The sequence below is a fragment of the Streptomyces sp. NPDC101132 genome, assembly GCF_044759225.1.
Classification (GTDB): domain Bacteria; phylum Actinomycetota; class Actinomycetes; order Streptomycetales; family Streptomycetaceae; genus Streptomyces.
The window spans coordinates 439,349-465,520 of sequence record NZ_JBIVYX010000007.1 but is presented as its reverse complement, the minus strand read 5'-3'; the positions used below and the strand labels follow the sequence as shown (position 1 = coordinate 465,520).

At 75.2% G+C, this 26,172-nt stretch carries 17 protein-coding genes and 1 riboswitch; of the genes, 5 read left to right on the top strand and 12 right to left on the bottom strand.

All coding sequences use genetic code 11. From position 1 onward, the window contains the following. The first annotated feature begins 212 nt into the window (after window positions 1-212). The gene (locus ACIQUR_RS19275) at window positions 213-1,100 is read left to right on the top strand and encodes a squalene/phytoene synthase family protein (RefSeq protein ID WP_403665540.1); all 888 of its coding nucleotides are present in this window, start codon (window positions 213-215) and stop codon (window positions 1,098-1,100) included. Window positions 1,101-1,110: 10 nt separating this feature from the next. Here ACIQUR_RS19275 and ACIQUR_RS19270 read toward each other — a convergent pair whose 3' ends face one another. Together ACIQUR_RS19270 and ACIQUR_RS19265 are read right to left on the bottom strand one after the other, a co-directional pair. Further along, complete coding sequence (locus ACIQUR_RS19270; RefSeq protein WP_403665538.1) at window positions 1,111-1,728, bottom strand: class I SAM-dependent methyltransferase; 618 nt, start codon at window positions 1,726-1,728, stop codon at window positions 1,111-1,113. A gap of 127 nt (window positions 1,729-1,855) precedes the next feature. Further along, window positions 1,856-3,253, bottom strand: a complete 1,398-nt coding sequence (locus tag ACIQUR_RS19265; protein WP_403665536.1) for an APC family permease — start codon at window positions 3,251-3,253, stop codon at window positions 1,856-1,858. Window positions 3,254-3,614: 361 nt separating this feature from the next. Here ACIQUR_RS19265 and ACIQUR_RS19260 point away from each other — a divergent pair, with 361 nt between their 5' ends. Beyond that, on the top strand, window positions 3,615-5,222 hold the full coding sequence (locus ACIQUR_RS19260) for an FAD-binding oxidoreductase (protein WP_403665534.1): 1,608 nt from the start codon (window positions 3,615-3,617) through the stop codon (window positions 5,220-5,222). Window positions 5,223-5,253: 31 nt separating this feature from the next. Then, window positions 5,254-5,499: a hypothetical protein gene (locus tag ACIQUR_RS19255; protein WP_403665532.1), complete on the top strand. Its 246-nt coding sequence runs from the start codon at window positions 5,254-5,256 to the stop codon at window positions 5,497-5,499. Between the two features lie 53 nt (window positions 5,500-5,552). Here the strand turns inward: ACIQUR_RS19255 and ACIQUR_RS19250 are convergent, their stop codons facing one another. Continuing rightward, the gene (locus tag ACIQUR_RS19250; RefSeq protein ID WP_403665530.1) at window positions 5,553-6,773 is read right to left on the bottom strand and encodes a cytochrome P450; all 1,221 of its coding nucleotides are present in this window, start codon (window positions 6,771-6,773) and stop codon (window positions 5,553-5,555) included. Between the two features lie 257 nt (window positions 6,774-7,030). After that, window positions 7,031-7,807 (bottom strand): transglycosylase SLT domain-containing protein, encoded by a 777-nt coding sequence (locus ACIQUR_RS19245; RefSeq protein WP_403665528.1) that lies wholly within the window; start codon window positions 7,805-7,807, stop codon window positions 7,031-7,033. A gap of 4 nt (window positions 7,808-7,811) precedes the next feature. Continuing rightward, window positions 7,812-8,008: riboswitch (cyclic di-AMP (ydaO/yuaA leader) on the bottom strand. Window positions 8,009-8,463: 455 nt separating this feature from the next. On the opposite strand from ACIQUR_RS19245, the gene ACIQUR_RS19240 reads away from it, so the two are divergent. After that, window positions 8,464-9,126, top strand: a complete 663-nt coding sequence (locus tag ACIQUR_RS19240) for an NADPH-dependent FMN reductase (RefSeq protein WP_403665584.1) — start codon at window positions 8,464-8,466, stop codon at window positions 9,124-9,126. Between the two features lie 19 nt (window positions 9,127-9,145). Here the strand turns inward: ACIQUR_RS19240 and ACIQUR_RS19235 are convergent, their stop codons facing one another. Continuing rightward, a complete protein-coding gene (locus ACIQUR_RS19235) occupies window positions 9,146-9,400 on the bottom strand; it encodes a hypothetical protein (RefSeq protein ID WP_403665526.1) in 255 nt (84 codons plus the stop codon). A gap of 290 nt (window positions 9,401-9,690) precedes the next feature. Between ACIQUR_RS19235 and ACIQUR_RS19230 the strand changes: the two genes are divergently transcribed. Next, window positions 9,691-10,650 carry an XdhC family protein gene (locus ACIQUR_RS19230; RefSeq protein WP_403665524.1) on the top strand — a complete coding sequence of 320 codons (960 nt, stop codon included), beginning with the start codon at window positions 9,691-9,693 and terminating at the stop codon, window positions 10,648-10,650. A 59-nt stretch (window positions 10,651-10,709) separates the two neighbouring features. On the opposite strand, the gene ACIQUR_RS19225 is transcribed toward ACIQUR_RS19230, so the two are convergent. The 7 genes from ACIQUR_RS19225 to ACIQUR_RS19195 form a co-directional block, all read right to left on the bottom strand. After that, on the bottom strand, window positions 10,710-11,432 hold the full coding sequence (locus tag ACIQUR_RS19225) for a DUF4232 domain-containing protein (protein ID WP_403665522.1): 723 nt from the start codon (window positions 11,430-11,432) through the stop codon (window positions 10,710-10,712). Between the two features lie 199 nt (window positions 11,433-11,631). Continuing rightward, window positions 11,632-13,059, bottom strand: coding sequence for an NAD(P)/FAD-dependent oxidoreductase (locus ACIQUR_RS19220; RefSeq protein WP_403665520.1), 1,428 nt, complete (start codon window positions 13,057-13,059; stop codon window positions 11,632-11,634). A 153-nt stretch (window positions 13,060-13,212) separates the two neighbouring features. Next, complete coding sequence (locus ACIQUR_RS19215) at window positions 13,213-14,460, bottom strand: LuxR C-terminal-related transcriptional regulator (protein WP_403665519.1); 1,248 nt, start codon at window positions 14,458-14,460, stop codon at window positions 13,213-13,215. Continuing rightward, window positions 14,457-16,199, bottom strand: a complete 1,743-nt coding sequence (paaN, locus tag ACIQUR_RS19210; protein WP_403665517.1) for a phenylacetic acid degradation protein PaaN — start codon at window positions 16,197-16,199, stop codon at window positions 14,457-14,459. The genes ACIQUR_RS19215 and paaN overlap by 4 nt, the downstream gene beginning before the upstream one ends. A 345-nt stretch (window positions 16,200-16,544) precedes the next feature. Then, the gene (locus ACIQUR_RS19205; RefSeq protein WP_403665515.1) at window positions 16,545-17,423 is read right to left on the bottom strand and encodes an SDR family oxidoreductase; all 879 of its coding nucleotides are present in this window, start codon (window positions 17,421-17,423) and stop codon (window positions 16,545-16,547) included. Between the two features lie 45 nt (window positions 17,424-17,468). Then, entirely contained in the window at window positions 17,469-18,674 is a 1,206-nt protein-coding gene (locus tag ACIQUR_RS19200; protein WP_403665582.1) for an FAD-dependent monooxygenase, read from the bottom strand. A gap of 97 nt (window positions 18,675-18,771) precedes the next feature. Beyond that, on the bottom strand, window positions 18,772-26,124 hold the full coding sequence (locus tag ACIQUR_RS19195; RefSeq protein WP_403665513.1) for an amino acid adenylation domain-containing protein: 7,353 nt from the start codon (window positions 26,122-26,124) through the stop codon (window positions 18,772-18,774). Window positions 26,125-26,172: the final 48 nt, after the last annotated feature.

The following is a 26,172-nucleotide window of genomic DNA, read 5'->3' as shown; positions in this document are numbered from 1 at the left end:
GGGACCGCCCGGACGTACGGGCCGGGACCGCCCGGACGTACGGGCCGGGACCGCCCGGACGTACGGGCCGGGACCGCCCGGACGTACGGGCCGGGACCGCCCGGACGTACGGGCCGGGACCGCCCGGACGTACGGGCCGGGGCCGCCCGGTCGCACCGGAGGCGCGTCCACTACGGTGAGGGGCCCATACGCCGTCGGAGGGGACGAGGATCGTGCGCAGCTGGCGCGGCACCATGGACGACGCCGGGCTCGCCGGCCCGGCGGTGCGGGCCGACTACACCGCCGCCGCGCGCCGGGTGGTGCGGCGCGAGCAGGCTCCGTACCTGGCCCTGCGGCTGCTCGCGGACCCCGCGCTGGTGCCGTACCTGACGGCCGGGCTGGCCTTCATGAACCTGGTCGACGACACCGCCGAGAGCGGCTCCGCCGCGGCCCTGGAGGACCTCACCGCGCGCACCCGCGAGGCGCTCGGCTCGGGGCGCTCGGCGGACCCGGTGCTGCGGGCCTACGCGCACGCGGTGGCCGAGCGGGGCCTGCCGGCGGAGTGGGTGGAACGTTTCCTCGCGGGGGCCGCCACCGCCGAGGCGGGGTTCACCGGCTTCGCCACCGAGGCGGACTTCCAGGCGTACCTCGACGACTACGGCTTCCCGGGCATCGTCGTGTTCACGGGCGTGCAGTACCGCGGCGGGCCGGACGCCGAACAGGCCGCCGCCTGGCGCCGGTTCGTGGACGCCGCCCAGCGGGTCGACTTCCTGGCCGACCTGGCCGGCGACCTGGCGGAGGGCCGGCTCTGCCTGCCGGCCGACCGGGTCGCGGCGCACGGCCTGGACCGGGCCGCCCTGGCCGGGGGCGCGGACGGTCCCGCCGTACGGGCCCTGCTGGCGGACGAGTGCGCGCGGGCCAGGACCGCGCTGGCCGCCTCGGCGGACGTGGTGGACCTGGCGGTCCCCGGGCTGCGCCGGGTGGGGCGGGCGATGCGGGAACTGATGGCCCACCAGCTCACGGCCGTGGAGCGGGCGGGCCCGGGCGCGCTGCGCCGCGACGTCGGGTACGGGGTGGTGGCCCCGCTGCGCATCCTGCTGCGGGCCCGGCGTACGTCCTGAGACACCGCGGTCAGGGGGAGAGCGCGACGCCCAGCGCGTCCGCGGCCAGGAACCTCGGGGCGGCCTCCTCGTAGAAGAAGTCCACCTCGCGGATGGTGAACCCGGCGGCGGTCAGGAGCGGCACGGTCCGGCGGGTGAGGTGGCAACCGCCCAGCAGCCGCTTGTTGAGCGGTTCGAGGCGGCGCTGCCAGCGGCGCACGTCCTCGTCGGGGGCCAGCCCGTGCTCGACGAAGTGGAGGCTCGCGCCGGGCCGCAGCACCCGGCGCAGCTCGGCCAGCGCGGCCCCGGGGTCCGGGACGGTGCACAGGGTCCAGGTGGACAGGGCGGCGTCGAAGCGGTCGTCCTCGTACGGCAGGTACTGCGCGTCCCGGCCCCCGCGGCGGACCGGCACGGACGAGGCCCTGATCCGGTCGGCGGCCAGCCGCCAGCCGGTGTCGGAGGGCTCGACGGCGTCGACCGAGGTGACCTCGGGCGGGTAGAAGGGCACGTTGTGGCCCGAGCCGAAGCCGATCTCCACGACCTCGCCGGCCAGGCCCGCGCAGACCCGGCGGCGCAGCGGCGGTGCGGTCTTCGCGCCGCAGGCGGCGTCGATGATCCGCGGCACCACGTGGTCGCCGTACCAGCCCATCGCGGCCTCCCGGTCCCCCCGGCCTCCGTCTCCTCCCAGCATGGCACCGGGGGATGGGGCACGCGCGGGGGCCGGGGGCGTCGTCCCGGCCGCCCCCGGCCCCGTCGTACGGACGCTCCCGCCCCGGTCAGTGACCGGCGTCCTCCGGGAGGCTGACCAGCCAGCGCGAGTCCTGGCGCGGGCGGAGGTAGAGCGCCCAGTAGAGGGTGGCCGCCGCGGTGATGCCGCCCGTCCAGAGCAGGTACTCGGTGTCCTGCTGGACGAGGACGTAGCCGAGGACGGCGATGAGCACCACGGGCACGGCGGGCCAGAGCGGCATCCGCCAGGCGCGGGTCCCGCCGTGCGCGCCCCGGCGGCTGAACAGGGCGGCGACCGCGACGAGGAGGTACATGCCGGTGACGGAGACGCCGGTGACGCCGTAGAGGGTGTCGAGGTTGACGAAGCAGAGGGCCGCGCCCGGGACGCCGACGACGAGGGTGGCGACCCAGGGGGAGCCGAACCGGCCGAGGCGGGAGAGGGCGTTGTTGACCGGGTCCGGCCAGGCCTTGTCGCGGGCGGAGGCGAAGAGCACGCGGGAGTTCTGGATGACCATCACGATGCCCGCGTTGACGATGGCCAGGGCCACGCACAGGCTGACGAAGGTGCCGACGGCCGAGTTGGACCAGGCGGTGACCATGCCGCTGATGTCGCCGCTGGTCAGGGTCTCCAGGTCGGGGGCGCCGACGGTGATCGCGACGACCGGAACCAGGATCACCGCGGTGGAGATGGCGAGGGTGGCGAGCACGGTGCGGGCCACGTTGCGGCGCGGGTTCTCCAGCTCCTCGGAGAGGTAGACGGCGGTGGAGAAGCCCTGGGTGATGAAGAGGGCGATGGCCAGACCGGAGATCACCAGGCCCGCGGTGACGGCGGAGTGGCCGCCGCCCTCGGTGGCCACCTGGCCGTGGGCGAGGGCGCCCATGCCGCGCTCGGAGTGCGCGAAGCCGAGTACGGCGACCACGGCGGCGGCCACCACCTCCAGCACCAGGAAGACGCCGGTGATCCAGGCGTTGGCGCGCAGGTCCAGGAGGCCCGCGAGGGTGGCGAGCAGCATGACGCCGGCGCCGGCGAGCGGGGCGGGGACGTGCACGACCGGGGCGAGGTAGTCGGCGGTGCCCATGGCGATCACGGGCGGCACGATCATCACCACGAGCAGGGAGAGCACGAAGACCAGCCAGCCGGCGAGGCGGCCGGCCAGGGTCGACACCATGGCGTACTCGCCGCCCGCGCTGGGGATGAGGGTGCCCAGCTCGGAGTAGCAGAACGCCACGCCGATACAGAGCAGTGAGCCGATGGCGATCGTGAGGGCCGTGAAGGTGCCCAGGCCGGAGAACAGGTCCGGGACGACGACGAAGAGGGTCGAGGCCGGCGTCACGCACGAGAGCGTGAGGAGCGTGCCGCCCACGACGCCGATGGAACGCTTGAGTTTCTGCGGGGTGGGGCCGGTGGCGGGGGCCAGCGCGTGCGGGGCGCTGAGGGTGTCGGTCATCAGGCGGTTCCGATCGGCTTGCGGTGTCTCTGGGGCGGGAGCGGTATCGCCTCCGGGGCGGCTGGGTGAGGGGGGTGCCGGTGCTCCCGGGGAGGATTGGAAGCCTCCGGATGGGCACCGGTCAATGCCCGGACGGATGCGGATTCCGTCGTGCGGGGCGGGTTCAGGAGCATGGATCCGCGTTAAGAGCGCGTCAAGGCAACGAAAACGCCGGGTGCGGGAAGCGCAGGTCGGCCGGCAGGAATTTCCCCGCCCTTTACCGGCGGTAGGCCCCCTGGCTCCGGGGCCGGCCGGGCGGAGATCGGCGGGGCGGCGGCGTGCCGCGGCGGGCGCGGGGACGGTACGCGGCGTAGTGGGCGGTATGACCCTTCACCGGCGGCGGCTGCTGGCCGCGTCCCTGTTCGCCTCCTTCGCCGCTCCGGGCCGGGCGCAGGCCGCCGGGCACCCGGACCCAGGCGGGCACCCGGACCCCGGCCGGGCGGCCCGCGCGTCCGGCGGCGGGCGCGCCGTCCGCCCGGGCACCGCGCGCCGGGACGCCGACCTCGCCGCGCTGGCCCGGGGGCTCGACGGGCGGCTGGTGCTGCCCGGCGACCCGGACTACCCGGCGGCGAAGCGCCTGTACCAGCCCCGGCACGACGGGACCGCCCCGGCCGCCGTCGCGTACCCGGCGCACGAGGCGGACGTCGCGGCGTGCCTGGAGTTCGTACGCAGCCGGGGCCTGCCCGTCGTGCCCCGCAGCGGCGGGCACAGCTACCCGGGCTGGTCGACCGGTCCCGGGCTGGTGGTCGACGTGGGGGCGCTGGCCCGGGTCACGCCGGGGGCCGGCACCGCCCGGGTGGGTGCCGGGGCCCGGCTGGCCGACGTGCACGCGGGCCTGGGGGCGGTCGGGGCGGCGATCCCGACCGGGCTGTGCCCGTCCGTCGGGATCGCCGGTCTGACGCTCGGCGGCGGGCTGGGCGTCTCCAGCCGCGCCTACGGGGCGACCTGCGACCGGCTCACCGGGGCCCGGATCGTCACCCCGGACGGGGCGGTGCGGGACGTGGACGCCGGTCACGAGCCGGACCTGTTCTGGGCCCTGCGCGGCGGGGGCGGCGGGAACTTCGGGGTGGTCACCGAGTTCCGCTTCCGCACCCATGCCGTGGCCGAGTGTGCCTTCGCGGAGCTGAACTGGGCGTGGCGGGACGCGAAGGCGCTGGTCCTGGGCTGGCGCCGGTGGCTGGCCGAGCTGCCGGACCCGTACTGGAGCCAGCTGGAGCTGTACGGTGCCGGGCCGGACGGGAGCCGGCCGGGGCCGGCCGTGCGGGTGGTGTGCCTGGACGGCGCGGGCGGGACGGAGCGCCTGCTCGACCGGCTGGAGGCGCTCGCCGGGTCGCCGCCGCGGGACCGGCACCTCGTGGTGCGGGGGTACGAGGAGACGATGCGGGTCATGGCGGGGTGCGGCGAACGCACGGTGCCGCAGTGCCACCTCCCCGGCGCCCTGCCGGGGCAGGACCCGCGCGGCAGCCTGGAACGCGAGACGTACGCGGCGCGCTCTGACTTCTGGCGCGCGGGCGGGCTGTCGGAGGCCGCGGTGGACGTGCTGCTCGACGCGGTGGCCGGGTACCCGGCGGCGGTTCCGCCGGGCGGGCGGGGCGTCGTCCAGCTGGACGGGGTGTGCGGCGGGGCCCTGAACCGGGTGGCCGTCGGCGACACCGCCTTCGTGCACCGCGGGGAGGAGCTCCTGGCCCAGTACCTGGCCCTGTGGCCGGGCACGGCCACGCCCGCGGAGGTGGCCCGGCACGAGGGCTGGCTGCGGGAGCTGTGGTCGCGGCTGAGGCCCTGGGCGAGCGGGCGGGCGTACCAGAACTACGCCGACCCGTGGCTGCCGGACTGGCGCGGGGCCTACTACGGGCCGGCGCTGCCCCGCCTGGAGGAGGTGCGCCGGCGCTACGACCCGGAGCGGCTGTTCCGGTTCCCGCACGCGGTCTGACGTTGTCGGGGGGATGGGCCATCCTGAGGGGATGAAGATGCCGCGTGTCCAGTGTCCGGCCTGCGGGCGCAACGTCGCCGCGATGCCGGTCGGCGTCGGGCAGTGGAAGGCCGCCCGCCACGACCACCCCGGGATGCAGCGCGACGCCACGGGCGCGCTGGTGAGCTGTAGCGCCTCGCTGCGGCCGGTGGAACCGGACCGGCTGCTGCACCAGTTGCCGCTGCCGGGCTCCGACGCCGCGGGCGAGCCGGACCCGGAGCCGCTCCCCGGGCTCTGAGCGGGGCCCGGCCCCGGGAGCGGCCGCGCGGTCCGTGGTTCTGCGGGCCGGGTCTACGCGGGCCCGGGGGTGAAGGTGACCGGGAGCCGGTCGAGGCGGTGCACGATGAAGTTCTGCTTCCAGGTGAGCGATTCCGCCGGTTCGGCGAGGCGGAGGCCGGGCAGCCGCCGCAGCACCTCGCGGAGCGCGATCTCGCCCTCCAGCCGGGCCAGCGGGGCGCCGAGGCAGAAGTGGATGCCGTGGCTGAAGCTCAGGTGGCCGTTGGTCCGGCGGGTGATGTCCAGCCGGCCGGGCTCGGTGAACTTGGCCGGGTCGTGGTTGGCGGCCGCGATGGAGACCGCGACGTGGTCGCCGGGCCGGATCTGGGCCCCGCCGATGGTGAGCGGTTCGGTCGCGAAGCGGTAGGTGACGGTGGAGACCGGGCTGTCGAAGCGCATCAGCTCCTCGACGGCGCCGGGCAGCAGGCCCTCGTCCGCCCGGAGCCGTTCCAGGGCGTCGGGGTGGCGCAGCAGGGCGAGGACGCCGTTGGCGATGAGGTTCACGGAGGTCTCGAAGCCGCCGACCAGCAGGATGAAGACGTTGGAGCGCATCTCCAGGTCGGAGAGCGTGTCGCCGTGCCGCTGGGCCTCCAGCATGCCGGAGATCATGTCGTCGCCGGGCTCGGTGCGGCGGCGGGCGATCAGCTCGCTGAGGTAGGTGTTGAACCACTGCCCGGCGGCGGCGAGTTCGCCGGGCCCCGAGGAGGCGTTCATGCCGGTGATGACCTCGGCGTAGCGGCCGAACTCGTCCCGGTCTCCGAACGGGACGCCGAGCATCTCGCAGATCACCGCGATCGGCAGCGGGAGCGCCAGGGCCTCCACGAGGTCGGCCCGGCCGGCGGGCAGGACGGCGTCGAGCAGCCCGTCGGTGATCTCCTGGACGCGGGGGCGCAGCAGTTCGACCCGGCGCGGGGTGAAGGCCTTGGCGACCACCTTGCGCATCCGGGTGTGGTCCGGCGGGTCGCTCAGCATCATGTGCTTGGTGAGCACGAACTCGTCGCTGTACATGCCGAGGTACTGCCGGAGTTCGGGCGCGGCGGCGTGCGCGCCGCGGACGAGGCGGGGGTCGGAGAGCGCCTCCCGCACCTCCCGGTGGCCGGTCACCAGCCAGGCGGGCATGCCGTCCGGCAGGGCGACGCGGTGGACCGGGCCGCGCCCGCCGAGCGTGCCGAAGAGGGCCTCCGGGTCACCGAAGAGCTCTGTGGTCAGGGCGACTTGTCCATCGAGGTCGATCACGTGGTTCCTCATCCGGTCGGCGCGACATCACGCCCCGGGCCACGGCGGAGGGGGTGCCGGCGCCGCGGCCGGGGGCCACTTCCGGCCAGCTTCGGCAGCCCGGGGCCCGCGCTCAACGCCCCCGGCCGCCGTACGTCAGGTACACGCGGACCTGACGCGGGCGCGCGGCCGGGCACTCCCCCTGCGATCGCACCCGCGAACGCGGCCGGGACCGGCGGCCGTGGCCGCCGGTCCCGGTGTCGCACACCCGAGGGGGATCAGTAGGCGCCGAAGACGTTGTCGATGGAGCCGTAGCGCGCGGCGGCGTAGTTGCACGCGGCGGTGATGTTCGCGACCGGGTCGTACGAGTCGGTCGAGGTGCCGGGCACGTGGTAGGCGCGGAACGTCGGGTCGATCACCTGGAGCAGGCCCTTGGAGGGAATGCCCGCGGCGGCGTTGGAGTCCCAGTTGTTGATGGCGAGCGGGTTGCCCGAGGACTCCCGCATGACGTTGCGGTAGATGCCGTTGTAGCTGCCGGGAATCCCGTGCTTGACCATGATGTCCAGGGATTCGCGGATCCACCCGTCGAGGTTGTTCGCGTAGCTCTTCGCCTTGGGAGCCGCGGCCTTGAGGGTGGTACGGGCGGAACGGTCGGCCCGCGCGGGCGCGGCCTTCCGGGCCGGCGCGGCCTTCCCGGCGGCCGCCCCGACGGAGAGCTTCAGGCCCGGACGAATGAGTGACGGGTCCTCACCGATGACCGTCTTGTTGTCCTGGTAGAGCTTCTTCCAGCCGCCGGCGAGGGAATGCTTTTCGGCGATCTTCACGAGGGAATCGCCGGCCTTGACCGCGTAGGTCACCGGGGCCTTCGGTGCCGCGGCGGGGGCGGCGCCGACGGCCTGCGGGGCGACGGTCCCGGCCGTGGCGGGGGCCGCGGCACTGGCCGTGGTGGCACCCAGCACGGGCAGCGCCAGGGCGGCACCACCGGTGCCGACGGCGACGAAGCCGCGGGTCAGACGGGTGTTCTTGGGGCGGCGGTGCTTGCCTTTTCCGGGCATGGCGCATTCCTCTCCGTCGCCTGCGAGGTGAGCTGTCGGGTTCGGACTGGAGTTGTCCGGCCACACGTGGTGACTTCACCCCGAGCCGTTCCGCGGAAGATCGCGGAACGGCGGCTTACCTGGTTCCCCCGCTCCTGCCGTACGTGAATTGAATGGGGACGGTGCGGTCCGGGCGGCGGCAGGATTCGGCGTTCCACCCGGAATGAGCGTGACCGTAGGCGAGAGCCGCGGGACGGAACAAGTCCTGAATTCGCTAAAGGAAAGCGAACGGGGGAATTCGGGCCGGAAAATGGCAAGATCGATTTTCCGGCTCACCCCAACTTTCCAGTCGCGGCAACGCTTTCGGGTCCACCCCGGCATGTCACGCGAAAGCCTCGCGTGACACATATCACCGGGGCCCACAAGGAGTGTGAAATACCGGCGCGGCACGGAAAAGCGGGATGCGTCGCAAGCGCTCATTTATGTCCGTTTTAGTCCGTTCTGGTGAGGGTGGCCGGAGGGGCCGCCGCCGCCCGGGTGAGTTCGCCCCCGGCACGGCCCCGGCACCCGTCCGCCGCTCCCCCGCTGTGCTGGTCTCGTGGTCACACCCCCCGCACTGGAGGCAGCGGCCCATGACTGTTGACCCCGGACCCGCAGCGGTCCCCGAAGCGGCCCGCATGCCGGTCCCCGACGAGGTGCGCCAGCCGGTCCGCCTGCTGGTCTTCGGCGCCTCGCTGCGCGCCGGGTCGCTGAACACGCGGCTGGCCGCCCTGGTGGCCCGGCTGGCCGCCGAGGCGGGCGCGGCCGTCGACCTGGCCCGGCTGGCCGACTTCCCGATGCCGGTCTACGACGGCGACGCCGAGGCCGAGACGGGGCTGCCGGAGGGCGCGCTGGCCCTGCGCGAGCGGATCGCCTCCTGCGACGGCTTCGTGATCTCCTCGCCCGAGTACAACGCCTCCGTGCCCGGGGTGCTGAAGAACGCCGTCGACTGGGTGTCCCGGGTCCGGCCGCAGCCCTTCAAGGACAAGCACGCGCTGCTCGTCTCCGCCTCGCCGTCCCTGGTCGGCGGCAACCGCGGCCTGTGGGCCCTGCGCGTCCCCCTGGAGCACCTGGGCTGCCGCGTCTACCCGGACATGTTCAGCCTCGCCAGGGCGCACGAGGGCTTCACCGACGCCGGTGACCTGGCCGACGGCGGCCTCCAGGGCAGGCTGGCCGACGCCGTCGGCGCCTTCCTCCGGCTGGTCGAGGCCGACACCCGGTACGTGTGCCTCCAGCGGCGCTGGTACGAGTTCCTCGGCGACCGCACCGACGCCCCCGTCACCGAACGCTCCGAGGACTGACCGGCGCGTCCCGTCGCCCTCAGGGCACCACGTGGAGGCCGGTCAGCAGCAACGCCGTCACGATCGAGGCGGCGGCCAGCAGCGTCATCGCCATGCGCAGCAGCACCGGCGCGCGCCCGTGCGGCGGTTCGGCGGCGGGTGGCCCGGGGACCTCGGGGTCCGTGCGCAGGGCGGCACACCGACCGCAGTCCTCGCCCTCGTGCGCGGACGGGGAGTCGAGCCAGTAGGCACCCTGGAGCGCGGCGAGCGGCCCGGGCGTCGATGTCGTCTTCACGCCCTCTCAACCGGGCGCGGCCGCACCGGAAACGGCGCACCGGCCCACCGGTATGGAACCGTTGCCTGGACCGTGCCGGCGGCGGCCCTGCGGCCCCCGCGGGGGCGGTGGCGCGCCGGGCCCGGTGGCATTCACGAGGACGGGCCCCGGCGGGGTTGGGGTGATCGTCCAAGCGGGTGGGTTGGTGGTCCGCCCGAAACTCGTCGCGAACGGGGTCGGGCGGCCTGGAGCGGGCATACGTTGGGGGCTGACCTGGGAAGACCGGGCGGAGTCGAGAAGGGCGGCGTGTGATGCGCGAGCTGGTGGAGACGGCGCGGCAGTGGGTGGCCGAGGGCCGGGGGGCGTTCCTGGCACGGCCGGTGGCCGAGCAGGGCTTCGGGCCCCGGGACCCCGCGGGTGCGCTGCTCGTCGATCCGCGCGGAGCGTGTGCGGGGAGCCTGTACCGCGGGGTGTTCGACGAGCAGCTCGTCGCGGAGGCCGCCGCGATCGAGGAGGGCGGCGCCCGGGTCTGCCGGGTGTCGGTGCACGGCTCCGAGGCCACCGGTGCCGGGCTGACCTGCGGCGGCCAGGCGGAGATCCTGGTCCAGCCGCTGGCGTCGGTGCCGGACGAGTGGTGGGAGTCCCTGGCCCTGGGCGAGAGCGCGGCGCTGGTGACCCGGCTGGCCGAGGACGGCACCCGGGTGGCGAGCACCGTCGTGCGGGCGGGCGACGAGGACGGTACGCAGGCCGGTCGGGACGCGCGGGAGCTGCTGGCCCGGCACCGCGCCGGGCACGAGGCCCGGTACGACGACGAGGGCCTCGTACTGATCGAGGTCTTCCCGGCCGACCCGTACCTGGTGATCGGCGGCGGCGGCGAACTCGCGGAGCTGATCGGCCGTCAGGCCGGGCTGCTGGGCTGGGAGTGGACCACCACCGAGAGCGGCCCCGAGGCGGAGAAGCTGCTGACGGACCGGCGCGGCTCCGCCTGCCTCGCGATGCTGAGCCACGACCCGGCCTTCGACGTCCCGACCCTCGCGCACGCGCTGCGGACCGGCATCCCGTACGTGGGTGCGCTCGGCTCCCGCCGTACGCAGGCCCGGCGCCGCGAGGAGCTGCTGGCCGGCGGCACCGGCGAGGCCGAACTCTCGCGCGTCCACGGCCCGATCGGCCTCGACCTGGGCGCCCGCACCCCCGCCGAGACGGCCCTGGCGATCTGCGCGGAGATCCTCAGCACCCTGACGGCGCCGTCGGCGCGGCAGGACACGGCGTAGCCGGCGGCGCGGGCCGGCCGGAGAGAGCCGGCCCGCGGCCGCCGTGCGGGCCGGGCCGGTCAGGTGGCGAACATGTACCTGTTCACCACGGACTCGCTCGTGTTCCAGTAGGTGACGCCCGGCGTCGGGCCGACGTCCACGAAGGTGGGCTCGGGCAGCGGCACGTTCAGCGGCGTGCCGAGTTCGCCGTCCCGATCCACGAAGCCGACCGTCATCTTCCTCTTCAGGTCGACCTGTTCACCGGCGCGGAAGAGCCGCATGCCCGCGTAGGCCTTGCCGCCGGGACGGATCGTGGCCACCGCGTGCCAGTCCGACTCCAGCGGGCCGATCGGGTCCTGGGCGCCGTCGCCGAACCGCACGAAGGGGTAGCGGTACAGCGTGCAGGGCGTCTTCCCGGTGTTCGTGGCGGTGAGCAGCATGTGCCGGCCCGAGTCCTGCCGGTAGAAGGTCGTGGCGATGGAGATGTTCGCGGAGGTGCAGGCGGCCTTGCCGTCCTTTCCCCCGCCGGGCCCGCCGGACGCGCCCGGCTTGGGCGAGCCGGCGGGAGCGGTGGGGCTCCCGGGACCGCCGGACGCGGACGGGCCCGGCCCGCCGGGGTCGGCGGGCGGCGCGGAGGTCCGGCCCCCGGACCCCGCGGGAGCGCTCGGGCTCTGGGTCGCGGGCCGGGTGCCGGGGCGCGCGTCGTCCTTCGCGCCGTCCGTGCAGGCGGTGGTGGAAAGGAGCGCGGCGACGGCCACGGCTCCGAGGGCGAGGTTCCTCCCGCCCCTGCGGGTGCTGTGCATGCTGGTCCCCCGTGCTGGCTTCAGGTGCTCCGCTTCGTGCGGCTGACCAGGTGGTTATGCTCCGCGCCACGCTGCGTACGCCCCTCCGCCCCCGACCGTTACGGAGCGCGCATAGAGCAGCCGGCGTTCCGCTTCCGGGCCGCCGCCCGCCTCCCCGGCCCTCCCGCTCCCGGGCCGCCGGCGGCTGCCCGACGGCGGGTCAGAACACCGACAGCAGGCGCTTGACGGCGGGCGGGACGCGGCCGCCGCGGTCCTCGCGGGCCTCCACGGCGCGGAGCGCGGGGAGGACCAGGCGCGAGCCCGGGTAGCGGAGGGGTTCCGGAGGGAACCACCCGGCCGGCGGGCGGGTGAACGCGGACCGCGACCACTCGTCGTCCGTGCCGAGCACGAAGGAGGCCAGCACCCGGGCCATCAGCCGGGAGGGGCCGACGCCGTCGCCGGAGTACCCGGTGGCGTAGCAGACGCCGGGCACGGACTTCAGCCAGCCGGCGAAGGGCAGCGAGGTCACCGAGTACTCCACGGGCGCGGTCCAGCTCATGTCGACCGGGGCGGCGGCGAGTTCGGGGAAGAGGCGGCCGAGCTGGGCGCGGAGTTCGGCCGGGCGCAGCGCCTCGCCCCAGAGGGTGCCGGGGCCGAGGCCGCCGAAGGCGACGCCGGAGCCGCCCTTGCCGAAGAGGAGCCGGCCGTCCGGGGTGGTGCGGTAGTAGTTCAGCCGGCGCCGGGAGTCGCAGACGGAGGTCTCGCCGTCCCAGCCCAGGGCTTTCAGCTCGGCCGGCACGGGCCGGGTGAGCAGGGTGTCGCTGGCCACGGTCACCATGCGGCGGCCGAGGTCCTCCAGCTGCCCGGCCCACGCGTTGATCGCGAGCACCACCCGGTCCGCGTGCACGCTGCCGTACGGGGTGTGGGCGCGCACGGTACGGCCCTCCGCGGCCCGCAGCGCGGTCAGCGGGGTGCGCTCGTGGATGCGGACGCCCGCGTCGAGGGCGGCCCGGCGCAGGCCCCGGGTCAGCTTGGCGGGCTGGAGGGTGGCGCAGCCGGGGTCGAGTACGGCGCCGTGGTGGGAGGAGGTGCCGACCGCGGCGCGGGCCTCGGCCGCGGTGATCTGCCGCAGCGGCTCGATGCCGGCGCGGTGCAGGTCGTCCAGGGTCTGCTGCCAGGCGCCCCGCTGGCCGGGCGCGGAGGCGGCCCACATCCAGGGACCGCGGCGGTACTCGATGTCGATGGCGTGGGCGTCGGCGAAGTCGAGGATCTCGTCGACGGCGGCGGCGGAGGCCTCGCCGATGCGGCGGGCCTCCTCGGGGCCCCCGATGGCGACGAGGCTGCTGAACCGGGCCCACATGGGCATCAGGTAACCGGCGTTGGCGCCGCTGGCGCCGCCGCCGCACACGTCGGCCTCGATGAGCACGATGTCGGTGCCGGGGGCGCGGCGCAGGATCTCCAGGGCGGTCCAGAGGCCGGTGAAGCCGCCGCCCACCACGCACACGTCGGCGCGCAGCTCCCCGGCCAGCGGCGGGGTGCGGCCGTCCTCGGGCTCGGCGGCGAGGGCGTCGCGCAGCCAGGGGGTGCGGCGGGCGGGGGGCGGGGTGTCGAGGTGGGGCCAGGTCGGGGGCAGGCGCAGTTCGGTCACGGTGCGGGATCTCCAGTGGACGGGGTGTCGGGTGCGGGGCGCCGGGGGCCCGGTGCTGTGCGGTTCCGGCCGGGGCCACCGGCGGCCGGGCGGCCGGCCGTGCGGTGCGGTGCGGGCGGCCGTGCCGCGCGGGCGGGTCGGCCGGCGGGCGGGTCAGTTGCAGCGGGCGGCCTGGAGCAGGTCGATGCGCGAGCTCACTCCGTAGATCTTGAAGAGCTTGCGGAGGTGGTAGTTGACGGTGTGCGGGGACAGCGCGAGGCGGCGGGCGATCTGCTGGTTCGTCAGGCCCTCCGCGACCAGCGCCACCAGCGTGTGCTGCTGCTCGCTCAGCCGGCCGCCGCGGGCCGGGCAGTCGGCCGTGAGCGGGCCCGGCTGCACCGGCACGCCGCCGCGGCGCTGTCCGCGGCGCACGGAGCGCAGCGCGGCCGCCTCCTGTTCCAGGGCGAGCCGTACCGAGGCGGGCACCGATTCGGCGATCAGGCGCCGCAGCAGCGGGCCCTGGAAGACGGCGCGGGTGTCCTCGTTGCGGACCACCCCGGTGGCGCAGACCTCCTCCAGGGTGGGCAGCAGGGCGGACACGGAGGTGCGCATCATCAGGGCGAGTTCCTCGTAGACCACCTCGTCGCCGAGGACCGCCGCGACGCGCAGCAGCTGGCGGCAGGCGACCGAGTACCGCTCCAGGGTGGCGCGTACGCGCGCGGACAGGCGGGCCGGCAGGCCTTCGGCCAGCAGCTCCGCCTCGCCTCCGGCCAGCCGGACGCCGCCCTCCTCCTGGAGGCCGGTGAGGAGTTCGATCAGCAGCCGGGGGTGCCCCGCGGCGTCCCCGATGAGCCGCCGCAGGGCGGGGTCGGGCGGGGCGCCCAGGAGGTCGTGCGCGAGGTCGGCGGTGGCGGCGGGGGCCAGAGGGCCGAGGACCAGCCGTTCGGTGCGCGCGGCCGGGTCGGCGAGCAGTGGTCCGGTGAGCGGCGGGGCCTCGCCCGGCCGGTGGGCGATCAGCCAGACCGCCCGGCCGGCGCCGGAGCGTTCGCGGGCTCCGGCGGCGCGGGTCCGGTGCGGGGAGCGGTCGGGTGCCCCGCGGAGGTCGTCGACGACCACCAGGTGCGGGCCGGCGGGCTGGTCGCAGCGGCCGTAGCCGTCGCCGGTGCGGCCGCCGGTGAGGGTGGCCGAGGCGCGGCTGGTCCGGCCCTCGCGCCCGTGGGGGCGGCGCGGGGCCAGGTAGCCGAGACCTCGGGCGAGGGCGGCGGCCTCGGTCAGGAGCCGGGTCTTGCCGATGCCGGGCATGCCCTCGACGGCCAGGACCGCCCCGCCCTCGCGGCGGCCGTGCTCCAGCACGTCGCGGATCAGGGCGAGTTCGCGTTCCCGGCCGCGCAACGGCACCTCGGCGGCCAGGACGGTGTTCACGCGGCACCGCCGTAGCGCCGTACCACCACCGTGCGGAAACGATCCGCCACGAAGGCGCCGTCGGTGAGGACGGCGTTGCCCGAGGGGTTCATGCCGGTGCCGTGCAGGTCGGAGTAGACGGCCGACTGGGAGATGTACCAGTCCCCCATCAGGTTCATCGAGAGCATCACCCCGGCCTCGGCGCAGGCGGCCTCCATCGCCGCCTCCACCTCGCCGGAGACCGAGTACAGGCCGGCCGAGAGCGCCCCGCACTCCCGCGTGGTCTCCGCGAGCAGGTCCAGCGCGGCGGGGACGGAGTCCACGGCCACCGCGAAGCAGACCGGTCCGAGCCATTCGGAGAGCAGGGTGGCCCGGTCCCCGCCGCGCTCCGCGTCGAGCTTCACGACGACCGGCGTACGCACCACCGCGTCCGGGTGCTCGGGGTGCCGCACCGCCCGCGACGCCACGCCGACCGGGCCGAGGGCCCCGGACATCGCGAGGTCCACCCGGGAGCGGACCTCGGGGCCGAGCAGGGCCCCGAGCACGGCGCAGGCGTCCGCGTCGTCGCCGAGCAACGCGTGCAGCGCCCCGCCGAGGTCGGCGACCACCTCGTCGTAGCCCTTGTGGCCCTCGTCGGTGGCGATGCCGGTGCGCGGGATCAGCAGGTTCTGCGGGCTGGTGCACAGCTGGCCGCTGTAGAGGGAGACGGAGAAGGCCAGGTTGGCGAGCATGTCGCGGTAGTCGTGGGTGGATTCGACGAGGACGGTGTTGACGGCGGAGGCTGCGGTGAAGACCCGGGCCTGGCGGGCGTTGGCGGTGAGCCAGTCCGCGAAGGCGGTGCGGCCCGTGTAGTCGACCAGGCGCACCTCGGGGGCGGTGGCCAGGCGGCGGGCGAGCCGCTCGCCGGGGTACTCGGGGGCCAGGCACACGAGGTCGGGGGCGAAGCCGGCCTCGGCGAGCACCTCGCGGGCCTGGGCGACGGTCAGCGCGAGCGGGAGGACGGCGGCGGGGTGCGGCTTGACCAGGACGGGGTTGCCGGTGGCCAGGGAGGCGAACAGGCCGGGGTAGCCGTTCCAGGCGGGGAAGACGCTGCCGGTCACCAGGAGGGAGACGCCCCGGGGCACGACCGCGTACCGCTTGCTGAGGTTGACGGCCCGGTCGGGGCCCTGGGGCTTGCGCCAGCGGGCTCCGGCGGGCAGCCGGCTCTGCTCGAAGTAGGCGTAGGCGACGGCCTCCAGGCCCCGGTCCTGGGCGTGGACGGCGCCGGCGTGGAAGGCCATCACGGGGTTGTGGCCGCTGGTGTGCGCGGCGGCGGCGGCGAACTCGGGGCTGCGGGCGTTGATCCGGTCCAGGATCTCCAGGCAGACCGCGGCGCGCGCCTCGGGCCCGGCGTCCCGCCAGGCGGGCAGGGCCGCGGTCATGGCCGGGAGCAGGACCGCGGGGTCGTGGTGGGGGTAGGAGATGCCGAGTTCCGGGCCGTACGGGGAGCGTTCGCCGCCCTGGTCGGGTGCCGGGCCGACCGTTCCGTCCCGGCCGGGCTGGCCGAGGTCCAGGGGGCGGCCGAGCAGGGCCCGTAAGGCGGCCTCGCCGTCGGCCGCCGCGTCCGCCCCGTAGGCCCCGGTCTCCTCGGGGTACGGGGACCAGTGCTCGCGGGTGTGGATGACCTCCAGGGCCCGGTCGAGGGTGGTCCGGTGCCGCGTGATCAGCCGTGCCAGGGAGCCGCCCGCGCCGGCGGGAGCGGGCTGAGTGCTTCGTGCCATGATCTTCATCCTTGTCGTGCGGGGGCACCGGTTCCACAGCAAACTCGGTCACTGCGGTGACGTGACGGTCCGTTCACCTCCGCCGTGCCGCGCACCGCGGGGCCGCCGTACGCCGCGGGGCGTGGGAGGTGCTCAAATCTCGTGGGACCAGGGGCCCTTGCAGGGCCGTTGCGGGGCCGCGGCGGGCCCGCCCGGCATACCCGGGGTATGGAGAACGAAAGCCACATCACGCCCGGAGCGAAGAGTTCCGGTCACGATCATGGCGCGTTCCCTTCGGGAGCGGTGCCGGGCGGGCCCACCGACTGGCCTGTTTCATACCGGTCGGTCGACCCGAATGCCGTTTTCCTACCGGGTGATCGGGCGCAGGTACCGGTCGAGCGCCGCGTCCGGCAGCGCCCGTGCCAGCACGCTCACGGTGCGGGCGTCCGCGCCCACCCGGTAGCGCGACCGGGGCCGCCGTGCGGTGAGCGCCTGCCCGACGGTGCGGGCGAAGTCCTCGGGACGGGTCCTGCTGTCCCTGGCCTGGCGCTCGTTGGCGTGCAGGAAGCGGTTGAACGGGATGCGGTACAGGTCCGCGACGTGCTCGGGCACGCCGTCCATGGCGGCCCGCGCGGTCTCGGTGACCTTGCCCCAGATCGGGGTCATGATCGCCCCGGGCTGGACCACGCTCACCTCCACCCCGTGGGGGCGCAGTTCGCGCCGCAGCACGTCGGTCAGCGCCTCCTTGGCGAACTGCGCCGACGCGTACGCCCCCAGGTACGGGATGGCCACGCTGCCCAGGCCCGAGGTCACGTTGACGACGCGGCCGCGGGCCCGGCGCAGCTGGGGCAGGAACGCCTGGGTGACCGCGAGCTGGCCGACCACGTTGATGTCCAGCTGGCGGCGCAGCTGTTCGGGCGCGACGCACTCCAGCGGGGCCGAGACGCAGATGCCGGCGTTGTTCACCAGGCCCCACAGGCCCCGGTCCGCGACCGCCCCGCCGACCGTTGCGGCCGCCTCGGCGATGCTCTTCTCCTCGGTCACGTCGATCCGTACCGGGGTGATGCGCCCGTACGCGGCCTCCTGCGCCAGGGCCTCGCCTGCGGCCCCGTCGCGCACACCGGCGAACACCCGGAAGCCGGACCGCTCCAGTTCGAGCGCGCAGACCCGGCCGAGCCCCGAGGAGGCCCCGGTGACCAGCACGGACCTGCCGTGCGGCGCGAGCGCGCCGAGAGGGGATGACATGTGGTTCTCTCCTGAGTCGTTCGGTGCTGAGGGGTGCGGTGCGGGTCAGGCGGCGGCCGGCGTGCGGCCGCCCTGGCCGGCGAGAGGGAAGGTGAGCGAGTCCTCCAGCGTGCGGACCAGCTTCCGCTCCGGCATGAAGCGGAAGTACGCGTCCCTCACGGGCCTGCGCACCGGGTCCTCGGACTGCTCGAAGGTGCTGATGCCGCGGGAGGCGGCCACCATGGCCCGGGTCCGCTCCCGGCGCTCGTCCTCGTAGCGGCGCAGGGCCCGCGGCAGGTCGGCCGCCCCCTTCAGGGCCCGGCCGAGCACCACCGCGTCCTCGATGGCCATGCCGGAGCCCTGGCCGAGGCTGGTGAGCATGGGGTGCGCGGCGTCCCCGAGGAGGGTGACCGGGCCCCGCCCCCAGCGCTCCAGGAAGGCGCGGTCCCGGGAGGGCACGGCGATGACGGATTCCTCGGGGGTGACCCGGATGGCCTCCTGCACCTCGTCGGCCCAGCCGGCGTACGCCGCGAGGATCTCGGACTTGTCCCCGCGCCAGTCGGCGGAGCGCTCGGCGGGCATGTTCTTCGTGCCCCACCAGTACAGCCGCCCGCCGCCCATGTCGACCATGCCGAAGCGCTTGCCGCTGCCCCAGTAGTGGGTGACCGAGCCGGGCGCGAACCGCGGGTGCGAGAAGGGGACCACGGCCAGCCAGCAGATGTACCCGCTGTCCCGGGACTCCTCGGGGCCGACCAGCTGCCTGCGGACCACGGAGTTGAAGCCGTCGGCGCCGATCAGCACGTCGCCGTGCGCCTCGGAGCCGTCCGCGAACCGCACCCGCACCCCGTCGCGCGGGTCGTCGCCGGTCTCGTAGCCGGTGGCGGCGGCGCCGAGGGTGAGCGGGATGCCGTCCGCGGCCTCCAGCAGCGCGGCCTGGAGGTCGGCGCGGGTGATCAGCACGCTGGGCACGCCCAGCCGTCCGATGATCTCCGGGAAGGGGAACTCCCGGATCAGCCGCCCGCGGGCGGTCCTGACGTGGTACGACTCCAGGGCCGTGCCGCGCCGTTCCAGGTCGATGCCCGCGCCGAGCGAGTCCAGGGCGCCGATGGCGTTGCTCATCACCGAGAGCCCCGAGCCGGCGGCGCGCAGCTCGCCCGCCCGCTCGTACACCTGGACGTCGAGCCCGGCCCCGCGCAGGGCGATCGCGGCGGTGAGCCCGCCGATGCCCGCGCCGAGGACGATCGCCTTGGCCTTCCCGCCGTTCCGCTCCATGCCGCTGCCCGTGCTCTTTCCTGGTCCGTGGTGCCCGTCGGCGCCGTGGTCGGGGATGTCGTCCCGGTTCCGGTCCGGGAGGTCAGTGGTGCTCATGTCAGTCGCCGATCAGCTCGTCGACGACCTTGACCATGTGGCCCACGTGCGGCTCCTCCATGATCGTGAGGTGGTCGCCGGGTACGTCGACCACGTCGAGGCGGCCGCTGGTCCGCTCGCGCCAGCCGTTCGTGGGGTCCGCGTGCATGCTCTCGATGGCGGTGTGCATCGAGTTGAGGACCTCGGGCAGCGGCTCCGACGCGTGGATGAGGACCATGTCCTGGTCCACCACCTCGGGCCGGTAGGCGAAGGCCGCCTTCCAGTTGGCCTCGTAGACGTGGAACAGCCGGCGGACCACCGCGCCGGTGCTGCCCGCGGGCAGCACGCCCTCGTCGACGGCGAGCTGGGCGATGAAGTCGAACTTCTCCTCCAGCGTGCCGAGTCCGGCCGGGATCAGTTCCAGCGGGGAGTCCCCGCCGCGGCGCAGCCAGAGCAGTTCCCAGAAGAACCAGCCGAGCAGCGCCTCGTCCCCGGTGTTGAGCCGCCGCCCGGGGTTGAGGGCGGTGGTGTCCAGCAGCACCAGGCGCTGGATCTCCTCCCCCGCAGCCCGCAGCTGACGGGCCATCTCGAAGGCGACGAAGCCGCCGAAGGACCAGCCGCCGATCACGTACGGGCCGGCGGGCTGCACCCGGCGGATCGCCGCGACGTAGCTGGCGGCGATCTCCTCGACGCTGCGCAGCGCCTCGGTGCCCGGGTCGGCGCCGGCCGCCTGGAGCGCGTAGAAGGGCTGGTCGTCGGGGAGGTGCCGGGCGTAGCGGACGTAGCAGAGCACGTTGCCGCCCATGGGGTGGACGAAGAACATCGGGCGGCGGTCCCCGTCGGTGCGGATGGGGACCAGCGGGTCGAAGGCCGTACGTGCCGCCCCGGAGCGGAGCCGGGCGGCGAGGGCCGCGGCCGTGGGGGCGGCGACGAACTCCGAGAGCGGGATGTTCGTCCCGTACCGCTGCTCGATCTGGACCACCAGGCGCATCGCGGTGAGCGAGGTGCCGCCCAGGTCGAAGATGTTCTGGTGCGGGCCCACGGCGGGCAGCTGGAGGAGGTCGGCCAGCATCTCCGTCAGCGTCCGCTCGTACGCGTCGAGGGGCTCGGCCGCGTCGTCGGCGGTGCCGGCGGTCAGCCCGGCCCGGCGCAGGGCCGCGTCGTCCCGCTTGCCGCTCGGCGTGAGCGGGAGGGCGGTCAGCCACTCGAAGTGCGAGGGCATCATGTAGTCCGGCAGGACGGTGCGCAGCTGCTTGCGCAGCAGCGCCAGGTCCGCGCCGTCGGGGTCGCCGGTCAGGAAGGCGGCGAGGAAGGAGTCGTTGCCCTCGCGCCGGCGGGCGACGACGGCGGCCTCCTGGATGCCGGGGTGGCCGGCGGCGAACCGGGTGATGGCCAGCTCCACCTCGGCCGGCTCCACGCGGTAGCCGCGCACCTTGACCTGCGCGTCCGCGCGGCCCAGGCACACGATGTCGCCGCCGGGCAGCTCCAGGCCCAGGTCGCCGCTGCGGTAGAGCCGCTCCCCCGTCACCGGGTGGGTGACGAACCGCTCCGCGGTCAGGTCGGGGCGGCCCACGTACCCCTCGGCGAGGCAGTCGCCGGCGAGGTACAGCTCGCCCTTGACACCGGGCGGCACCGGGCGCATCCGCGCGTCGAGCACCCGGACCGCCGAGTGGGCGACGGGCCGGCCGACGGGCGGCAGGGCGGGGAAGCCGGCCGGGTCGCCCTGCATGGTGTACGCGGTGACCACGTGGGACTCGGTGGGCCCGTACTGGTTCTCCAGGATCACCCCGGGGACGGCAGCGCACAGCCGGCGTATCTCGTCGGTGACGCGCAGCTGTTCACCGGAGGAGAGCAGCGCCTTCAGGCTCCGGGGGGCGAGGTCCAGGGCGGCGGCCGCCTCGGCGAGCTGCTGGAGGGCGACGTACGGCAGGTACAGGCGCTCGACGCCCTCGCGGTCGAGCAGCCGCAGCAGGCCGGGCATGTCGCGCCGCTCGTCCTCCGAGAGGAGGAGCAGGGTGCCGCCGCCGCAGAGCGTGGAGAAGATCTCCTGGAAGGAGACGTCGAAGCTCAGCGGGGCGTACTGGGCGGTGGTGCCGCCGACGACGCCGCTCGGTACCGCGTTCTGCCAGGCCACCAGGTTGGCCAGGGACCGGTGCGGCATGGCCACGCCCTTGGGGGCGCCGGTCGAGCCGGAGGTGAAGAGGACGTACGCGATGTCCTCGGGGGCGACCGGCGGCGGGCTGAACCGGCTGACCGGGCTGTCCGGCCCGGTCCCGGCGGCCGGGTCCCCGAAGAGCTCCTCCGCGGGCAGTACGGGGGCCAGCTCGCCCAGCGGTCCGGCGTGCTCGGCGTCCGCGACGATCCGGAACGGCCGGGCCTGCTCGACCATCGAGGTGAGCCGCTCGGCCGGGTAGCTCACGTCCAGCGGTACGGTCGCGGCGCCGGCCCGCATCACGCCCAGGATCACCGCGACCGTCTCCGGGGAGCGGGGCATCGCGATGCCGACCCGGTCCCCGGGACGGGAGCCGAGGGCCAGCAGCCGGGCGGCCACCCGGTCGGCGGCGCGGCCGAGTTCGGCGTACGTCCACCGGCGGGCGCCGGAGGCCACGGCCACGGCGTCGGGGGTGAGCGCGGTCCGCTCGGCCACGGCGCGGACCACGTCGGTGAAGACCGGGCCGGCCGGCGGTGCCGCGGCGGGGGTGCCGGTGGTGGCGGTGCCGGTGGTGGCGGTGCCGGTGCCGGCGGCCCGTACCGGGGTGAGGAAGCCGAGGTCCGGGGCCTCGCCGGGGTGCCGGACGATCCGGTCGAGCACGGCGGTGTAGGTGCCTGCGTACAGCTCCGCCTGGGCCGGGGTGAAGGTCTGGCCGTGGAAGTCCATGCGCAGCCGTACGGTGCCCTCGACCGGGTCGGTCATGGCGTTGACCAGCAGCTGGAAGTTGGTCTCCTCCCAGGTGCGGAAGTCGAGCAGGCGCACGCCCGGCAGCTCGAACACGGCGGCGAGCTGGCGGAAGTGGATGTAGTTGAAGGCGGTTTCGAGGACGGCCGCCCCGCGGTCCTCCTGGATGGCGCTCAGCGGGTAGCGCCGGTGGTCGTGGCTGAGGCGCTCCTCGTCGAAGGCCGCCCGGACCAGGCCGGCCCAGTCGGCCGCGGCGCCGGTGTCGAGGCGCACGGGCATGGTGTTGAGGAAGAGGCCCGCGGTGCGGTCGGCGCCCTCGATCTCGGGGCGGCCGTGCGTGACCAGGCCGGTGGTGACGTCCGCCGAACCGGAGTACCGGCTCAGGGTGAGGACGTGCGCGGCGAACAGCACCGACTTCAGCGGCAGCCCGCGCTCGGCCGCGAACCGGCGTGCGGTGTCGGTCAGTTCCCTCGGCAGGTCGACGAGCCGGGTGAGCTGCTCGGTGCCGCGCGGCGCCTCGTGCGGCCGGAAGGCCTCCAGCCGCAGCAGCGGGGCGTCCGCGAGCTTCTCCTGCCAGAACCGCCGGGTGTCGGCGGACTCCAGGGCCCGGCGCTCGGCGAGCACGTGGTGGGCGCCGGAGGGCAGGTCGGTGTCCGGCACGGCCGCGATGGGGTGGCCGAGGGCGTGCAGGTAGTCCTGGAGGAGCTCGCGCAGCAGGGTGGCGACGCTGCCGCCGTCGAGGATGGCGTGGTGGAAGGAGAGCACCAGCTCGACGGTGTCGTCGAGGACGTGGGCGCGGAACAGGTACAGCGGGGCGCGCTCGAACTCGTACCGGTGGAAGCGGCGTTCCTCGATGTGCGCGCTGATCTCGGCGCGGGCGGCCGCGTCCGGGAGGCCGCGCAGGTCCACGGTCTCCAGGCCGCCCTCGACGGTGTGGTCGACGATCTGGAGCGGCTCGGAGAAGGAGCCGAGGTCGAAGGAGGAGCGCAGCACGGGGTGGCGGGCGGTCAGCCGCGCGAAGGCCTCCCGGAAGCGGTCCTCGTCCCAGTCCAGGACCAGGCTGTACTGGAAGACGTCGTGGTAGACGGCCGAGTGCTCCTCGGCCCGGCTGTGGTAGAGCAGGCCGAGCTGGAGGCGGGTGAGGGGGTGGGCGTCGGCCCGGCCCTCGAGGCGGGCCCGGTCCACCTGGGAGACCAGGGCGAACGGCGCGAGGTCCGTCGGCGCTCCGGCCGCGGTGCCGGTGGTGGCGCGGGCGGCGAGCTGGGCGACGGTGGGGTGGTTCATGAGGTCGGTCAGCGAGAAGCGGACGCCGGCCTTCTCGGCCTGCGCGTGGATGCGCAGCATGGTGATGGAGTCGCCGCCGAGGGCGTAGTAGTCGTCGTGGATGCCGAGGCGGTCCGGCTCGGCATCCAGGACCCGGGCCCAGATGCCGTGGAGGGTCTCCTCGACGGGGTTCCGCGGCGGTTCGGCGGCGCCGGCGGCGCCGAGGCCCGGCTCCGGCAGGGCCCGCCGGTCGGCCTTGCCGTTGGGCGTCAGGGGCACCCGGTCGATCCGCACGAAGTACGAGGGGATCATGAACTCGGGCAGCCGGGAGGCGAGTTCGGCACGGAGGGCGGCCGGGTCCCGCTCGGTGTCGGCGACGTAGTAGCCGACGAGGACGGTGCCGCGGCCGGCCGTGTCGCGGTCGACGACGACGGCGTCGCGGATCCCGTCCAGGGAGGCGAGCCGGTTCTGGACCTCGCCCAGCTCGACGCGGTTGCCGCGGATCTTGACCTGGCCGTCGATCCGGCCGAGGTACTCGACGGAGCCGTCGGCCAGCCGGCGGGCGAGGTCGCCGGTGCGGTAGATCCGGGCCTCGGGGGTGAAGGGCTCCCCGTCGGGCAGGTGGCGGGCCGGGAAGGGGTCGGCGGTGAACTTCTCGGCGGTCAGCTCGGGCCGGTCCAGGTAGCCGCGGGCCACGTTGACGCCGCCGATGCACAGCTCGCCGGGGACGCCGGCGGGCTGGAGCCCGCCGTGCGCGTCCACCACGTACAGCACGGTGTTGTCGATCGGGCGGCCGATGGGCACCCGCCGGACCGGCTCGCCGGTGCCGCGGGGGCACTCGTGGTACGACACGTCGACGGTGGCCTCGGTGGGCCCGTACAGGTTGACCAGGCGCGGGCCTCCGGGGGCGGCGCCGAAGACCCGCTCGAACTGCTCGACCCGCGCGGCGGGCAGCGCCTCGCCGCTGCAGAACACGGTGCGCAGCGAGCCGGCCCGGGCGCGCAGCTCCGGCGAGACCTCCAGCAGGTCGAGGAAGGGGCCGAGCATGGACGGCACGAAGTGCAGCACGGTGACCCGGCGGGCGTCGATCGCGGCGAGGATCTCGCGCGGGTCCTTCTGGCCGCCGACGGGCAGCAGGGCCAGGCCCGCACCCTCGATCGCCCACCAGAACAGCTCCCAGACGGACACGTCGAAGGAGATCGGGGTCTTCTGGAGCAGCACGTCGTCCGCGCCGACCGGGTAGGCCGACTGCATCCAGGCCAGCCGGTTCACGACGGAGTGGTGCTCGACCATGACGCCCTTGGGGCGGCCGGTGGAGCCCGAGGTGTAGATGACGTACGCGAGGTCGCGCGGCCCGGCGTACGGGCCGACGGGGCCGTCCGGGCCGGTGAGGAGTTCCTCGACGGTCAGCGGACGGAGGGCACCCGCCGCCTCGGGGAGCTCGGTGCCGGGGTCGGCGAGGACCGCGGCGGCGCGGCTGTCCTCCAGTAAGAGGGCGATGCGCTCGGCCGGGTAGCCCGGGTCGACGGGCACGTACGCGGCACCGGCCTTGAGCACGCCGAGCAGGGCGACGAGGAGCCGCGGGGAGCGCTCCATCAGCACGGCGACGCGGTCGCCGGTGGCGACGCCCCGCTCGCGCAGGGAGCGGGCCAACTGGTTCGAGCGGGCGTCGAGTTCGGCGAAGGTCACGGACTCGGTGCCGTCCGCGCCGGTCACGGCGGTGCGGCCGGGGGTACGGGCGGCCTGCTCGGCGATCAGCGCGTGGACGGTGGTGCCGTCGGCGTACGGGACGCGCGGGCCGCGGGAGTCGCGGACCAGCGCGGCGTAGCCGGCCGGGTCGAGCAGCGGGAGGGTGACGGCCGGCCGGCCGGGCTGGTCCACGCCGGCCCGGATGAGGGTGAGCAGGTGGCCGGCGACGGACGCGATGGGCAGGTCGTCGTCGAAGACGTCCAGGGCGTAGTCGAGGTCGATGCGCAGGTCGGCGTCGTCGTCGAAGGCGTGCACCATCACCGACAGCGCGTCCTGGGCGTGCACCGGCGCCTTGACCACGGTCTCCGTCTCGACGCCGGGCAGGGCGGCGGGGCGGGGGAAGCGCAGGTAGGAGAGCGTGACGTCGAAGAGGCGGCGGGATCCGGCCCCGGTGGCGGGGAGTTCGCGCACGGCGTCGCCGAGGGCGAGCCGCTCGTGGCCGCGCAGCGTGTCGGTGGTGGCGCGGACGCGGGCGGCCAGCTCGGGGAGGGTGGCGGCGGCGTCGACGGCCACACGGACCGGGAGGCTGTTGGCGACCTGGCCGACGGCGGCCTTCTCGGCCTCGGAACGCCGGTTGAGGAAGGGGACGCCGAGGACGGCCTCGTCGGCGTTGTGCACGCGGGCGAGGTAGGTGGCGAAGGCGGCGGCCACGAAGGCGAACGGGGAGCTGCCGCCCTCCCGGATGCGGCGGACCAGGGCGGCGTCCACGGTGAGGGTGTGGCGGCCGCGCAGCACCGGGGCGTCCTCGGCGGCGACGGTCCGGGGGAAGAGGGCGGGGGTGATGCCCGCGAGGGCCTCCCGGTGGTGGGCCCGGTCCTCGTCGTACGCGGCGGAGTCGCGGTACGCGGCCTCGGCGTCCAGCAGCGTGGTCACGGAGGGCACCAGGGCGGGGGCTGCCTTCGCGCTCGGGGTGCCGGACTGCGCGGGGGCGCCGGGGCCGGACTGCGGGGCGGTGCCGGGGCCGGACTGCGGGGCGGTGCCGCTGCGGCGGGCGTACTCGTCGTGGACCCGGCGGAGCACGAGGTTGAGCGCCCAGGCGTCGGCGATCAGGTGGTGGACGTTGAGGTGCAGGTGCACCACCCGCTCGCTCTCGCGCAGCACCGCGGCCGTGAACAGACGCGAACGGCGCAGCGTGAAGGGGCGGTTGAAGGAGTCCCGCTGCCACCGCGCGCAGGCCGCGGCGGGCGCGGGCGCGCCGGAGTGGTCGACGTACTCGACCTCGGGTCCGCCGTCCTCGGGCGCGAGCCACTGGAAGGGGACGCCGTCCCGGTCGTCGAACCGGAGGGAGAACGCGTCGTTGGTCTCCAGGACGTGCCGGAGGGCGTCCCGCAGTGCGTCGGTGTCTATGTCGCCGTCCAGTCGTTCGTGGAGGACCACGTTGAACTGGGGGTCGGCGACGGTGGCTGATTCGGCAGCCCAGATATCGCGCTGATAGGCGGACAGCGGGAGCTGACGTGAAGCGAGCATCGGCCTTCCTTCGATAATTCGGGCGCAGGGAATTTTCACTGCCCGATG

What these genes read in the sequence shown, in the direction of transcription:
- ACIQUR_RS19255 (WP_403665532.1), top strand. Translation starts at nt 5,254, where the DNA reads ATGAAGATGCCGCGTGTCCAGTGTCCGGCCTGCGGGCGCAACGTCGCC.
- ACIQUR_RS19270 (WP_403665538.1), bottom strand. Translation starts at nt 1,728, where the DNA reads ATGGGCTGGTACGGCGACCACGTGGTGCCGCGGATCATCGACGCCGCC.
- ACIQUR_RS19240 (WP_403665584.1), top strand. Translation starts at nt 8,464, where the DNA reads ATGCCGGTCCCCGACGAGGTGCGCCAGCCGGTCCGCCTGCTGGTCTTC.
- ACIQUR_RS19200 (WP_403665582.1), bottom strand. Translation starts at nt 18,674, where the DNA reads ATGGAGCGGAACGGCGGGAAGGCCAAGGCGATCGTCCTCGGCGCGGGC.
- ACIQUR_RS19265 (WP_403665536.1), bottom strand. Translation starts at nt 3,253, where the DNA reads ATGACCGACACCCTCAGCGCCCCGCACGCGCTGGCCCCCGCCACCGGC.
- ACIQUR_RS19245 (WP_403665528.1), bottom strand. Translation starts at nt 7,807, where the DNA reads ATGCCCGGAAAAGGCAAGCACCGCCGCCCCAAGAACACCCGTCTGACC.
- ACIQUR_RS19225 (WP_403665522.1), bottom strand. Translation starts at nt 11,432, where the DNA reads ATGCACAGCACCCGCAGGGGCGGGAGGAACCTCGCCCTCGGAGCCGTG.
- ACIQUR_RS19205 (WP_403665515.1), bottom strand. Translation starts at nt 17,423, where the DNA reads ATGTCATCCCCTCTCGGCGCGCTCGCGCCGCACGGCAGGTCCGTGCTG.
- ACIQUR_RS19230 (WP_403665524.1), top strand. Translation starts at nt 9,691, where the DNA reads ATGCGCGAGCTGGTGGAGACGGCGCGGCAGTGGGTGGCCGAGGGCCGG.
- ACIQUR_RS19260 (WP_403665534.1), top strand. Translation starts at nt 3,615, where the DNA reads ATGACCCTTCACCGGCGGCGGCTGCTGGCCGCGTCCCTGTTCGCCTCC.
- ACIQUR_RS19195 (WP_403665513.1), bottom strand. Translation starts at nt 26,124, where the DNA reads ATGCTCGCTTCACGTCAGCTCCCGCTGTCCGCCTATCAGCGCGATATC.
- paaN (WP_403665517.1), bottom strand. Translation starts at nt 16,199, where the DNA reads ATGGCACGAAGCACTCAGCCCGCTCCCGCCGGCGCGGGCGGCTCCCTG.